The sequence below is a fragment of the Bradyrhizobium sp. F1.4.3 genome (assembly GCF_040548375.1).
Lineage (GTDB): Bacteria > Pseudomonadota > Alphaproteobacteria > Rhizobiales > Xanthobacteraceae > Bradyrhizobium.
Map to the genome: position 1 here is coordinate 49,534 of NZ_JBEPRN010000006.1, position 12,289 is coordinate 61,822.

General features: G+C 64.1%; 11 protein-coding genes. 8 read left to right on the forward strand and 3 right to left on the reverse strand.

What is annotated here, in order from left to right; translation table 11 throughout:
- Window positions 1–53 precede the first annotated feature (53 nt).
- Window positions 54–836: an enoyl-CoA hydratase/isomerase family protein gene (locus ABIB73_RS18565; protein WP_354226038.1), complete on the reverse strand. Its 783-nt coding sequence runs from the start codon at window positions 834–836 to the stop codon at window positions 54–56.
- A gap of 132 nt (window positions 837–968) precedes the next feature.
- A complete protein-coding gene (locus ABIB73_RS18570) occupies window positions 969–3,059 on the reverse strand; it encodes a molybdopterin-dependent oxidoreductase (RefSeq protein WP_354226452.1) in 2,091 nt (696 codons plus the stop codon).
- A gap of 232 nt (window positions 3,060–3,291) precedes the next feature.
- On the opposite strand from ABIB73_RS18570, the gene ABIB73_RS18575 reads away from it, so the two are divergent.
- The 4 genes from ABIB73_RS18575 to ABIB73_RS18590 are packed head-to-tail and all read left to right on the forward strand — an operon-like array spanning window position 3,292 to window position 7,575.
- Window positions 3,292–4,266 (forward strand): Bug family tripartite tricarboxylate transporter substrate binding protein, encoded by a 975-nt coding sequence (locus ABIB73_RS18575; RefSeq protein WP_354226040.1) that lies wholly within the window; start codon window positions 3,292–3,294, stop codon window positions 4,264–4,266.
- Between the two features lie 14 nt (window positions 4,267–4,280).
- A complete protein-coding gene (locus tag ABIB73_RS18580; protein WP_354226042.1) occupies window positions 4,281–4,751 on the forward strand; it encodes a (2Fe-2S)-binding protein in 471 nt (156 codons plus the stop codon).
- On the forward strand, window positions 4,748–6,880 hold the full coding sequence (locus ABIB73_RS18585) for a xanthine dehydrogenase family protein molybdopterin-binding subunit (RefSeq protein ID WP_354226044.1): 2,133 nt from the start codon (window positions 4,748–4,750) through the stop codon (window positions 6,878–6,880). Before ABIB73_RS18580 ends, ABIB73_RS18585 begins: the two co-directional genes overlap by 4 nt.
- Complete coding sequence (locus ABIB73_RS18590; protein ID WP_354226046.1) at window positions 6,877–7,575, forward strand: molybdate ABC transporter substrate-binding protein; 699 nt, start codon at window positions 6,877–6,879, stop codon at window positions 7,573–7,575. Before ABIB73_RS18585 ends, ABIB73_RS18590 begins: the two co-directional genes overlap by 4 nt.
- 15 nt (window positions 7,576–7,590) lie before the next feature.
- On the opposite strand, the gene ABIB73_RS18595 is transcribed toward ABIB73_RS18590, so the two are convergent.
- Window positions 7,591–8,397: an SDR family NAD(P)-dependent oxidoreductase gene (locus ABIB73_RS18595; RefSeq protein WP_354226048.1), complete on the reverse strand. Its 807-nt coding sequence runs from the start codon at window positions 8,395–8,397 to the stop codon at window positions 7,591–7,593.
- Window positions 8,398–8,501: 104 nt separating this feature from the next.
- Between ABIB73_RS18595 and ABIB73_RS18600 the strand changes: the two genes are divergently transcribed.
- The 4 genes from ABIB73_RS18600 (at window position 8,502) to ABIB73_RS18615 (ending at window position 12,242) form a co-directional block, all read left to right on the forward strand.
- The gene (locus ABIB73_RS18600; protein WP_354226050.1) at window positions 8,502–9,245 is read left to right on the forward strand and encodes a GntR family transcriptional regulator; all 744 of its coding nucleotides are present in this window, start codon (window positions 8,502–8,504) and stop codon (window positions 9,243–9,245) included.
- A gap of 54 nt (window positions 9,246–9,299) precedes the next feature.
- Complete coding sequence (locus tag ABIB73_RS18605) at window positions 9,300–10,292, forward strand: TRAP transporter substrate-binding protein (RefSeq protein WP_354226052.1); 993 nt, start codon at window positions 9,300–9,302, stop codon at window positions 10,290–10,292.
- 128 nt (window positions 10,293–10,420) lie between these two features.
- Window positions 10,421–10,936, forward strand: coding sequence for a TRAP transporter small permease (locus ABIB73_RS18610; RefSeq protein ID WP_354226054.1), 516 nt, complete (start codon window positions 10,421–10,423; stop codon window positions 10,934–10,936).
- Between the two features lie 16 nt (window positions 10,937–10,952).
- Window positions 10,953–12,242: a TRAP transporter large permease gene (locus ABIB73_RS18615; RefSeq protein ID WP_354226056.1), complete on the forward strand. Its 1,290-nt coding sequence runs from the start codon at window positions 10,953–10,955 to the stop codon at window positions 12,240–12,242.
- Window positions 12,243–12,289 lie beyond the last annotated feature (47 nt).

The following is a 12,289-nucleotide window of genomic DNA, read 5'->3' on the forward strand; positions in this document are numbered from 1 at the left end:
GCGCAGCAACGCTTGCGCGTTGCAGCGCGTCCGGGACACGAGAATGGCTCCCCTCACCGCCCCGTCCAGACCGGCTTGCGCTTCTCACCGAACGCCTTCAGTCCCTCCTTCGCATCCTCGGTCATCGCGAGCAGCGCGATCTGGCTTTCGGTGTAGGCGATGCTCTCGTCGAACGACATCGAGGCGATAGCGCGCATGGCGTATTTGCCGCGGCGGATCGCGGTCGGCGATTTGTCGACGATGCGCCCGATCAGCCAGTCGACCTTGGCGTCGAGCTCGGCCGTGGGCGCGACGTAATTGAGCAAGCCGGCCGCTTGCGCCACCTTCGCATCGAACGGCTCGCCCGTGAGCGCCCATTCGTTGACGAGGCGCGGCGGCGCGATGGTCTGCAACAAACTCAGCACCTGCATCGGGAACACGCCGACCTTGACCTCCGGCAGGCCGAAGATGACGTGATCGGCCGCGACCGCCATGTCGGTCATGCACAGAAGGCCCATGCCGCCGGCCATGCAGACGCCGCCGACCCGCGCAATCGCCGGCTTGGTGGCGTTCTGTGACAAACGCAACAGATCGGCATAGTCGACATTTGGTTTGGAATGATCCATCGCGAAAGCGGCGCCGGAATTCTGCAGATCGGCGCCGGCGCAGAACGCCTTGTCGCCCGCGCCGGTCAGCACGATGACGCGGACATCTTTGTCGTCATGCGCATCGCGATAGCCTTTGGTGATGCCGGCGATCACCTCGCCGTTCAACGCGTTGCGTTTCTCTGGCCGGTTGATGGTGATCCAGAACACCTGCCCGCGCTTCTCGGTGATGACGCTTGTGGTGTCGGTCATGGCGTTGCTTCCTTGCTCCCGTTTTGCAGCCATTTGCGGCAGCTCGGACGCGAGGTGCAAGGGCAATCTGTGACGAGGCGCCGCTTTAGCGCCTCGACACAAATTTGCAAGCGGTCAAAGCGCGAGCGCGCCTCAAGCCGCGGCAGCTTTCCTGATCCAGACCTTGTTGTCGTGGAACGCAGCCCCGCCGATCGGCGCGACGGCTTCGGCGCCGGTCAACATGTTGATGCCGCGGCCGCCGATATGATCCTTGTTCGGATGGACGGACTCCGCGATCAGGACGCCACGCCGCACGCCCTCGAACAACGTTGCGATCAGCGTCGTCTCGCCGCGGGTATTGCCGACGGTCACGGCGTCGCCCTTCGCAATGTCGAGGGAAGCCGCATCCATCGGATGGATCATCACGCTCGCCTTGCCCTCGCGCGCCTGCGAGGACGGCGTCTCGTTGAAGGTGGTGTTGAGGAAGCTGCGCGAGGGGCTGGTGGCAAGCCGGAACGGATGTGCCTGGTCAGCGTGCTCGATCACGGCCCAATGGTCCGGCAGCGACGGCATCTTGTCGAACTCGCCCATCATCAAGCCGAACGGCGGATTCGCCCAGTCGGCCTTGAAGTGGAATTTCTTGTCGGCGTGGGCGAAGCCATCGAGGTAGTGCGCGGTCCGGAAGTCCGGTTGCAGGTCGCGCCAGATATCGGCCTCGAGGCCGGCGATGTCGCCATGGTCGCTCAGCTTCAGCGTCGCGTCGATCAATTCGCGCGGCGTCATGTCGAAGCCCTGATGCTTGGCACCAAGGCGCGGCGCCAGCGCTTGCAGGACCTGATGGTTGGAGCGGCATTCGCCGGGTGGATCGATCAGCTTGGGGCCGACCGAGATGTGCTGATGGCCGCCGCCGTAGTAGAGGTCGTCGTGCTCCATGAACATCGTTGCCGGCAGCACGATGTCGGCCATCTGCGCCGTCTCGGTCATGAATTGCTCGTGCACCGCGACGAACAGATCCTCACGCGCAAAGCCCTGGGCTACCCGCGCCTGCTCCGGCGCCACCGTCATCGGGTTGGTGTTCTGGATCAACATCGCCTTGACTGGCCCTTTGCCATGCAAGGCCTCGGCATCGCCGGTGAGGATGCGGCCGATCTGCGACTGGTCGAGCGCACGCGTGGTCTTGTCGATCGCGTCGTGACCTTCGATGATGGATTCGTTGAAATGCCACAGCGCATAATTGTTGAAGAAGGCGCCGCCGCCTTCATGCTGCCAGGCACCCGTCACTGCGGGGATGGACAGCGCCGCATGCATCTGTGTCGCGCCGTTGCGGGAGCGGGTAAAACCGTAGCCGAGACGGAAGAACGTCCGCTTGGTCTCGCCGACCAATTTGGCAAAAGCCTCAATCTCGGACACCGGCACGCCAGAGATGGCGGAGGCCCATTCGGGGGTGCGCGTCTTCAGATGCGCCTCGAGCTCGGCCGGGCAATCGGTGTATTTGTCCATGTAGGCGCGATCGGCATAGCCGTCGCGAAACAGGACATGCATGACTGCGCAGGCGAATGCGCCGTCGGTGCCGGGGCGCAGGAGGATCTTGATGTCGGCCTGCTTCATGGTCTCGTTGTCGTAGACATCGACCGCCGCGATCTTGGCGCCGCGCTCCTTGCGGGCACGGGCAGCGTGCGTCATCACGTTGACTTGCGTGTTGACAGGGTTGGTGCCCCAGATCACGACGAGGTCGGAGAGCGCCATCTCGCGCGGATCGACGCCGGCGATCTTGCCGGTGCCGACGGCATAACCGACGCGCGCGATGTTGGCGCAGATCGTCGAATAGAAGCGCGAATATTTCTTCACATGCGCGAGGCGATTGAGCCCGTCGCGCATCACCAGCCCCATCGTGCCCGCGTAGTAATAGGGCCAGATCGATTCCGCGCCGAACTCGCGCTCGGCCTGGTTGAAGCGATGCCCGATCTCGTCGAGCGCCTCGTCCCAGGAGATGCGCGCGAACTGCCCGGAGCCTTTCGGCCCGGTCCGACGCATCGGGTACATCAGCCGCTCGGGATGATGGATGCGCTCGGCATAGCGGGCGACCTTGGCGCAGACCACGCCGGCCGTATAGGTCTGCTTCTTCGAGCCGCGGACGCGGCCGATGCTCCGGCCTTCCACCACCTCGATATCGAGGGCACAAGCCGACGGGCAATCATGCGGACAGGTGGAGTGGCGGATCTCGATCTTGGCGTGCTGGTTCATGGCCATTCGTAACACCAAAATACCAGCCCGCCGAGCGCATTTATCCGGCAATGCCCATGCGATTTGCTCAAGTCGCGCGCGCGACAGGTTCCTGCTACGCCCGCGAATTGCCGCGCGATCACACCGAAAACGGCCCGATATTCCGTCCCCAATCGACTTTGTGAGGCGTCGACAGCCCGCGCGCCATACCGCTAGAGTGCCGCCCAACAAGAACGACATCAGGGAGGTGGGCATGAAGGCCCGAAGAATCGTGCTGGCGCTGGCCGCCGGCCTGCTCACCACATTGTCCGCTGCCCCGTCCTTCGCGCAAGGTTATCCCGCCCACGCGGTCCGGATCGTCGTGCCTTTCGGCGCGGGCGGGCCAGCGGACGTTGCAGCGCGGCTGATCGGCAATGCCCTCCAGGAGAGTTTTGGGCAGCCCTTCGTCATCGAGAACCGCACGGGTGCGGGCGGCGTCATCGGCACCGTCGAGGCGGCGAAGTCGCCGGCCGACGGCTACACGTTGCTGATGATGTCGAACACCCAGACGGCCAACGAATCGCTGCTGACGCCCGAGCAGCGCAAATACGAGCTGATGCGCGACCTCGCACCGATCGCGCCGGTGAACTATTCCGACCTCGTCATCGTGGTGAACCCGCAGGTCGCGGCGAAATCGTTGCAGGAGTTCATCGCGATCGCGAGATCGCAGCCGGGCAAGCTGAACTACGCCTCCTCCGGCCAGGGCACGCCCTATCACATGGCCGGCGAACTGTTCAAAGCGATGGCCGGCATCGACCTCGTCCACGTGCCCTATCGCAACAGCGGCGAAGCGCGCAGCGGCGTGATCGGCGGGCAGGTACAGATGATGATCGATGCTGTTCCGGCGATGGCGCCCAATATCGGGGAGAACCAGGTGCGTGCACTCGCGACCACGGGCAGGCAGCGTTCCGCTGCGCTGCCGAACGTGCCGACCGCGAATGAGTCCGGCGTACCCGGCTATGAAGCCACAATCTGGCTCGGCCTGATGGCACCGGTCGGCACGCCGAAGCCAATCATCGACAAGCTCAATGCCGCCGTGAACGCGATGGTGAAACGGCCCGACATCATAAAGCTCTGGACAGAGCAAGGTGCGGTGCCCATGTCGATGACGCCGGAGGAGTTCGAAAAATTCCTGCGCGGCGACATCGAAAAATGGGCCGACGTCGTCAAGAAGTTCGACAAGTCCTGAGGCTTAGAGCGACAATGCCTACCATTCAATTCCAGCTCAATGGCGCGGCGATAGCCGTGGATACCGATCCGGATCACACACTGCTCGATGTGCTGCGCGGTCGGCTCGGCGTCACCGGTTCGCATTTCGGCTGCGGAACCGGCGAATGCGGCGCCTGCCATGTCATGGTTGACGACCGCGCGATGGCCTCCTGCGACATGCCGATGTGGTCGGTCGCGGACAAGGACGTCGTCACGGTGGAAGGCCTCGGCACGGCGGAGCAACCGCATCCGCTGCAACGTGCCTTCATCTCCGAGCAGGCGATGCAATGCGGCTATTGCGTCTCGGGGATCCTGATCAGCGCTGCGGCGCTGCTGAAGCGCAACCCGTCGCCGACGGAGGCGGAGGTCAGAACGGCGCTGGATCGCAATCTGTGCCGCTGCGGATCGCATAACCGCATGGTGCGCGCCGTGCTGCGGGCAGCGTCGGAGATAGCGACGTCATGAGTGCGCCGTCCCCCGCCCCGAAACTGCCGGTCAGTCTGGCGGCCAATCCAAGACTGTCGTCCTGGGTGAGGTTCACCGACGAAGGTCGTGTCGCGATCACGCCCGGCAAGGTCGAGATCGGCCAAGGCATCGTCACGGCACTGGCGCAGATCGCGGCGGACGAACTCGATGTCGATATCATCAGGATCGAAATGATCCGCGCCTCGACAGCGACCAGCCCGAACGAAGGCGTTACCTCGGGCAGCCTGTCGGTCCAGCAGTCCGGCCGCGCGCTACGCCACGCCTGTGCCGAGGTACGGCAGCGCTTCCTCACCGCGGCGTCGGAACGTCTCGGGGTCGATGCCCCGCTGCTTGGTGTCGATGACGGCACGATCTCGGGTCCCGGCAATGTCAGGACCAGCTATTGGGAGCTGGCCGGCGACGTCTCGCTCGACCACGACGCCACTGCGGGCGCAACGGCGAAGAGCGCCGCCATGCGCGCCGTCGCGGGACATTCGGTCCAGCGCGTCGATATTTCCGACAAGGTGTTCGCGCGGCCACGCTTCATCCATGACCGTGCGCTGCCGGAGTTGCTGCACGGACGCGTGCTGCGGCCGGACATTTCGGGCGCAAGGCTGACCGCGCTCGACGAAGAGTCCGCGCGCGCCCTTCCGGGCGTCGTAGTGATCGCTCGCGACGGCGGCTTTGCCGGCGTGGTTGCCGACAGCGAGGAAGCGGCTGAGACTGCTCTGAAAGCCTTGCGCAAGGGCGCGACATGGTCGGCCGGCGAGCCGCTGCCCAATGAAGATGAACTGGCAGGCTTCCTGAAGAGCCAGCCGGTCGAGACGACCGTCATCGACACCAGAACAACGGCCACGACAAAGAAGGTTGCCCGCACCCTCAGTCGGCAATACACCCGTCCCTACATCGCGCATGCCTCGATCGCACCATCCTGTGCCATGGCGCGATGGGACGGCGATCGTGTCCATGTCTGGACACACAGCCAGGGTGTCTATTTGCTGCGCGCCGATCTCGCGATCGTGCTCAAGCTGCCGCTCGAGAACATCGTCGTCGAGCACATGGAGGGCGCCGGCTGCTACGGACATAATGCGGCCGATGACGTCGCGCTCGATGCCGTGCTGCTGGCCAAGGCTGCCGGAGGCCGTCCGGTCCGGGTGCAGTGGTCGCGCCACGACGAGATGTCCCATGCACCGTTTGGCGCGGCGATGGCTATCGAGATCGAGGCCGATCTCGACACCGACGATGAGATCACTGGCTGGTGCCATACGATCTGGAGCAATGGCCATGCGGCGCGGCCGGGGCGCGCGGCGCAGCCTGCGCTGCTTGCGGCGACCGAGATCGAAAATCCCTACCCCCGCATGATCTCGACGAACCCGGCCGCGGCCAATGGCGGCGGCGGAGATCGCAACTCCGTTCCGCTCTATGACCTCCCGGCCTGGACGATCACGAGCCACCGGCTGCTGACCATGCCGGTACGCACCTCGGCGCTGCGGACCCTGGGGGCGCAGGGCAATGTATTCGCGATCGAATCACTGCTCGACGAGATCGCCGCCTTGCGCGGCGAAGACCCGGTCGCGCTCCGCCTACGCCATCTGCAAGACGAGCGCGCCAGGGACGTCATCCGCGCCGCCGCACGACGTGCCGCATGGAGGCCGCAGAAGCGATCCGGTGTCGGTCACGGTGTCGGCTTCGCGCGCTACAAGAATACGGGCGCCTATTGCGCGGCGATTGCCGAGATCGAAGGCTCCGACGACATCCGCGTCAAGCGGCTGACACTTGCGGTCGATGTCGGCGAAGCCATCAATCCGGACGGCGTGGTCAATCAGATCGAGGGCGGCGCGATCCAGGCGACGAGCTGGGTGCTGAAGGAGCGTGTCCGCTTCGACCGGACGCGCATCACATCGACGTCCTGGACGGACTATCCGATCCTGACCTTCAGCGAGGTACCGGCCGTGGACGTCGAGATCATCCAGCGGCCGGAGATCGAGCCGGTCGGCGCCGGCGAAGCCGCCCACGGCCCGGTGACCGCCGCAATCGTGAATGCCGTCTACGATTGCCTCGGCGTGCGCGTCCGCGACCTGCCGATGACGCGCGACAAGATCATCGCAGCCATGGAGCTTGCATCGTGACGACAGTGACCATTTTGAGCGGCGGCGCGGCGCAAGGCCTGGTGCGCGGCCTCACCGACGCCTTCAAGGCGCAGACCGGATTCGGCATCGACGGCGAATTCGGCGCAGTCGGCGTGATGGCCGACAAGCTGCGCGCAAGTACGTCGGCTGATCTCGTCATCCTGACGCAGGCGCTCCTTGCCAAACTTGCCGACGAGAAGCTCGTTATCCCCTCTTCGGTTGCAGATGTCGGCCGGGTTGAGACCGCACTCGCGGTTCGCAGCCGCGATCCCAAGGTGACGGTCAAAACCGAAGCCGATCTGCGCGAGGTGTTGCGCGCCGCGGACGCGATCTTCGTGCCGGACACCAAGGCGTCGACCGCGGGTCAGCACCTCGCAAAGGTACTGGATCAGCTCGGCATCGCCTATGAGGTTGCCTCGCGCCTCAAGATATTTCCGAACGGCGCGACTGCGATGCGGGAGCTCGCGGCTTCCACCGCGCAACGGCCGATCGGATGCACGCAGGCGACCGAGATCATCGCGACCGAGGGCATCGCGCTGTCAGGATCGCTGCCGCCGGGCTGCGAGCTCGTGACGATGTACACAGCCGGTGTGACCGCGCGAGCCGCCCATCCGAAGGAGGCGGCCGCGCTGATCGCCTTGCTGACCGACGCAGACCGGAAGGAACTGCGCCAGCGCGTGGGCTTTGCCGGCTAGGTGCGGATGATCGCCCTATTTGTGCAGCTCGGTGAGACCGGTTGGCGGACCGTCGACGGCGGTCCAGCCACCGTCGACGAACAGCGTGCTGCCGCTGACATAGCTCGCAGCATCCGAGGCGAGATAGGCGACAGCCGTCGCGACCTCGTCGGCGCTGCTCCAGCGGTTGAATACGGTATGACCAGCGTAGAGATTGTAGATGTCTGGCCGCTGCTTGAATGGGCCGGTCAGCGCGGTCTCGGCGATGCTCGGCGCGATCGCATTGACGCGCACGCCGGAGCGGCCGACCTCCGAGGCAAAGCCTTTCACCAGCAAGCCGATCGCCGCCTTGGTCGAGCCGTAGACGCCAAGGCCGGGCTCGATGGTCACCGCGCGCACCGAGGAGCAGGCAATGATGCTGCCACCCTTCTGCTCGACCATGATGCGGCCGAACGCCTGGAGGAACCAGACCGTGCCCTTGACGTTGAGCGTGAGGACGCGGTCGAGATCCTCCTCGGTGTAGTCGAGGATGGTCTTGCGGATGTTGAGCCCGGGCGTCGTCACCGCGATATCGAGCTGCGAAAATTTCTGCATCACGGTTTTGGCCAGCGCATTGACATCCGCAGCGCTCGCGGCGTCACACGCGGCCGCCTCGGCCCAGCCGCCGTTGTCACGAATGCCGGCGGCGGTCGCTTCCGCTGCGTCAAGCGCGCGATCGGCGCAGACAACCCGGGCGCCGAGCCCGGCCAGCGCCTCGGCCGACGATTTGCCGATGCCCGAGGCGGCGCCGAGCACCACGGCCGTCTTACCGGTGAGATCGAAGAGCTTGCGATAGTCCGTCACGGACGAATCCTCCTTATGTTGCGGCGCACAGTTAGCCTATTTCCTCTGTTGACATTTTGCCGCGGATTGCCTCGTATACTAATATATCAATTTCAACCACAAGCATGTCTGCACGCCCAACGAGGAAAGCCCAGGCCGCGTCCGCGCCGGCTGCCATCAGCCCACGCCGCGGCAAGCCACCGCGGCGGGCGACGGCGTCGTCACGCATCTATACCGAGCTGCGTGGCGAACTGGTGTCGATGCGGCGGCGGCCGGGCGAAGTGGTCTCGGAAGCCGAGATCGCTCTGACCTATGGCGTGAGCCGCACGCCGGTGCGCGAGGCGATCCTCAAACTTTCCGACGAGGGCCTGCTCGACGTCTTCCCACAATCGGGCATCTTCGTCTCCCGCATCCCGCTCGCCGCGCTGCCCGAAGCCATCATCATCCGCAAAGCGCTGGAAGAGACCACCGCACGGCTTGCGGCCGAACGCGCCACCACGAGCCAAATCCTGCAATTGCGGTCGATCGTGGAGCGCCAGCGCGAAGCCGACGAGGCCGGCGACCGTGTCGCGTTTCATCAGGCCGACGAGCTGTTCCACGCCACCGTCGCCGACGTCGCAAAACATCCAGGGATCTGGACGCTGATCCTGCATGTGAAGGTTCACGTCGACCGCTATCGCCAATTGACCCTGCCGGTGGCCGGGCGCATGACGCAGGTGATCGCCGAGCACGAACCGATCCTCGCGGCAATCGAGGCGCACGATCCACAACGCGCAGGTGTCGCAATGGAGCGGCATCTCGACCGGCTGCTCCGCGACATCTCGCAGACCCAACACACCAATCCGGAGTTTTTCGCCAGCACGGAATGACCGGACCACGGTCATCAACGACATACGCCAAACAAGGAATGAGGGAGGACTACAATGAGACGCCGTGATTTCATCAAATTGAGCGCCGGACTTGGAGCAGCAACACTGGCTCCGATCTCGTCCGGCCACGCCCAGACCAAGACCGTGTTCAAGGCCGCCGACGTGCAGCCGGTCGGCTATCCGACGGTCGCTGCCGTCGAGAGCATGGGCAAGAAGCTGGCCGAGGCAACCCAAGGCCGCCTCTCGATCCAGACCTATCCTTCCGCGCAGCTTGGCGCCGAGAAGGAGACGATCGAGCAGACCCAGATCGGCGCGATCCAGATGCTGCGCGTCAGCGCCGGCGCGGTCGGTCCGATCGTGGACGACATCAACGTCGTCAACATGCCGTTCCTGTTCAAGAACGTGGCGCAATCCTGGAAGATGATGGACGGCGACATCGGCCATGAGCTGCTGGACAAGATCACCGCAAGCCCGAACGCGAACCTGGTCGGACTGTGCTGGATGGATTCGGGTGCACGCAGCTTCTACAACACCAAACATCCGATCAAGTCGATCGCCGACGTCAAGGGCCTGAAGCTTCGCGTCATCGGCAACCCGATCTTCATCGACATGGTCAACGCGCTCGGCGGCAACGGCATCGCCATGGGTTACGACCAGGTGTTCAGCTCGTTGCAGACCGGCGTGATTGACGGCGCAGAGAACAACCCGCCGAGCTATGTTTTCAGCAATCACTACACCGCCGCAAAATACTACTCGCTGACCGAACACCTCGTGATCCCCGAGATCCTCTGCTTCTCCAAGCGGTCCTGGACCGCGCTGTCCGCCGACGACCAGGCGCTGATCAAGAAGTTCGCGCGCGAAGCCCAGCTCGAGGAGCGCGAACTCTGGAAGAAGTACGAAACGACGGCCATGGAGAAAGCCAAGGCCGCCGGCTGCGAGATCGTGGAGATCACCGACAAGAAGCCATTCCAGGATGCGGTCAAGCCGGTGTGGGACAAATATGGCCCGAAATACCAGGCCATGATCCAACGCATCCAGGCGCTCTAGAACATGATCCGGAAAAGTGCGTAGCGGTTTCCGGAAAGATCATGCTCGAACAAGGAGCCAAGGCGCGATGATGGTTCATCGCGCTTTGGCCTCGACAACTTAAACCACTGACAGAGCAGGAAACGCGGATGGCCGCACTGTTTCGCCGAGCGATGGACTTTCTCTACCTGTTGTGCGTGATCGTCGGCTGCATCGCGCTGGTCGCGATCTCCGCAGTGATCCCATGGGCGGTGTTCACGCGCTACGTACTCAACAGTGCGGCTTCCTGGCCGGAACCAACGGCGGTGCTTCTGACGATCGTGCTGACCTTCATCGGCGCCGCCGCCGGTTATCGACTCAACCTACATATGAGCGTCGCTTATTTCGCCAAGAGGCTTCCCCCGCCCCTGCAACGGGCGACCGACATCCTCGTTCAGCTCCTGATGGCGCTGATCGCGCTGTTCATGGTCATCTGGGGCGAACGCCTGGTCGAGATCACCTGGTACAACACCATCGCCGACTTCCCCTCACTGTCGGTCGGGGTCACCTACCTGCCGATCCCGATCGGCGGCGGCTGTCTACTCCTGTTCGTGATCGAACGGATCTTCCTCGGCGTGCCACCGGACCCGATCGGCAAGCATTCCGAGCCTGCGGCCTTCGAGTGATCCAGGAGTTATCGTAATGGACATCTTTATCCTGCTCGGCACGATGGTCGTCTGCTTCCTGATCGGCATGCCGATCGCCTATTCGCTGGCGATGGCGGCGATCGCCGGCGCGCTGTCGGTCGGCATCCCCCTCGAAGCGCTGATGCTGAAGATCTCCGACGGCGTCAGCAAGGTTGCGATGCTGACGATCCCATTCTTCGTGCTCGCCGGCGCTATCATGGCCGAAGGCGGCATGGCGCGCCGTCTCGTCGCCTTCGCCGACGTGCTGGTCGGCTTGACCCGGCTGCGCGGCGGGCTCTCGATCGTCAACGTGCTGGCGACGACGTTCCTCAGCGGCATCTCCGGCTCGGCCGTGGCCGACACATCAGCGATCGGCTCGGTGATGATCCCGCAAATGGAGAAGAACGGCTACCCGCGCGTGTTCGCGACCAACCTCACTATTTCGTCCTCGGTGCAGGCGCTGCTGGTGCCGCCAAGCCACAATGCCGTGCTCTATTCGCTCGCGACCGGCGGCACCATCTCGATCAGCGCGCTGTTCATGGCGGGCGTCTTTCCCGGCCTCCTGCTCGGCTTCTCCCTGATCGTGCTGTGCGTCGCGATCGCCTATCGCGAAGGCCATCCGCACGGCCGCACCGTCCCGGCCAAGGACGCGATCAAGATCACGATCGACGCCGCCTGGGGCCTGATCACGCTCGTCATCATCCTCGGCGGTATTTTGGGCGGCATCTTCACCGCGATCGAAGCCGGCGCCGTCGCCTGCATCTGGGCGTTCTTCGTCACGATGTTCGTCTACCGCGACTATAAGTGGCGCGATTTGCCGGTATTGCTGCACCGGACCTTGCGTACCGTCGCGATGGTGATGACGCTGATCGCCTGCGCATCCGCTGTCGGCTATATCATGGCGCTGACGCAGATGCCGGCGAAGATGACGGCGTTCTTCCTGTCGATCTCGGACAATAAATACGTCATCCTGCTGCTGCTCAACGTCCTGTTATTGCTCCTGGGCACGCTACTCGACATGGCGCCCTCGATCCTGATCGCGACGCCGATCCTGCTGCCGGTGATGCAGAACTTCGGTGTCGATCCCGTGCATTTCGGCATGATCATGCTGCTCAACCTCGGCATCGGCCTGTGCCATCCGCCGGTCGGCGCAATCCTGTTCGTCGGCTGCGCGGTGGGCAAGGTCTCGCTCGAAGAGGTCATGCGGAAGATCTGGCCATTCTATGGCGTCATGCTGTTCGTGCTGATGCTCGTCACTTACCTGCCGGAAATCTCACTCTGGCTGCCTCGCCACATTCTGCGATGACGCCAGGCACGTCGGCGTGACATCACCGGTGCGTCACTTGACGCCGT

What these genes read in the sequence shown, in the direction of transcription:
- ABIB73_RS18565 (WP_354226038.1), bottom strand. Translation starts at nt 836, where the DNA reads ATGACCGACACCACAAGCGTCATCACCGAGAAGCGCGGGCAGGTGTTC.
- ABIB73_RS18570 (WP_354226452.1), bottom strand. Translation starts at nt 3,059, where the DNA reads ATGAACCAGCACGCCAAGATCGAGATCCGCCACTCCACCTGTCCGCAT.
- ABIB73_RS18575 (WP_354226040.1), top strand. Translation starts at nt 3,292, where the DNA reads ATGAAGGCCCGAAGAATCGTGCTGGCGCTGGCCGCCGGCCTGCTCACC.
- ABIB73_RS18580 (WP_354226042.1), top strand. Translation starts at nt 4,281, where the DNA reads ATGCCTACCATTCAATTCCAGCTCAATGGCGCGGCGATAGCCGTGGAT.
- ABIB73_RS18585 (WP_354226044.1), top strand. Translation starts at nt 4,748, where the DNA reads ATGAGTGCGCCGTCCCCCGCCCCGAAACTGCCGGTCAGTCTGGCGGCC.
- ABIB73_RS18600 (WP_354226050.1), top strand. Translation starts at nt 8,502, where the DNA reads ATGTCTGCACGCCCAACGAGGAAAGCCCAGGCCGCGTCCGCGCCGGCT.
- ABIB73_RS18605 (WP_354226052.1), top strand. Translation starts at nt 9,300, where the DNA reads ATGAGACGCCGTGATTTCATCAAATTGAGCGCCGGACTTGGAGCAGCA.
- ABIB73_RS18610 (WP_354226054.1), top strand. Translation starts at nt 10,421, where the DNA reads ATGGCCGCACTGTTTCGCCGAGCGATGGACTTTCTCTACCTGTTGTGC.
- ABIB73_RS18615 (WP_354226056.1), top strand. Translation starts at nt 10,953, where the DNA reads ATGGACATCTTTATCCTGCTCGGCACGATGGTCGTCTGCTTCCTGATC.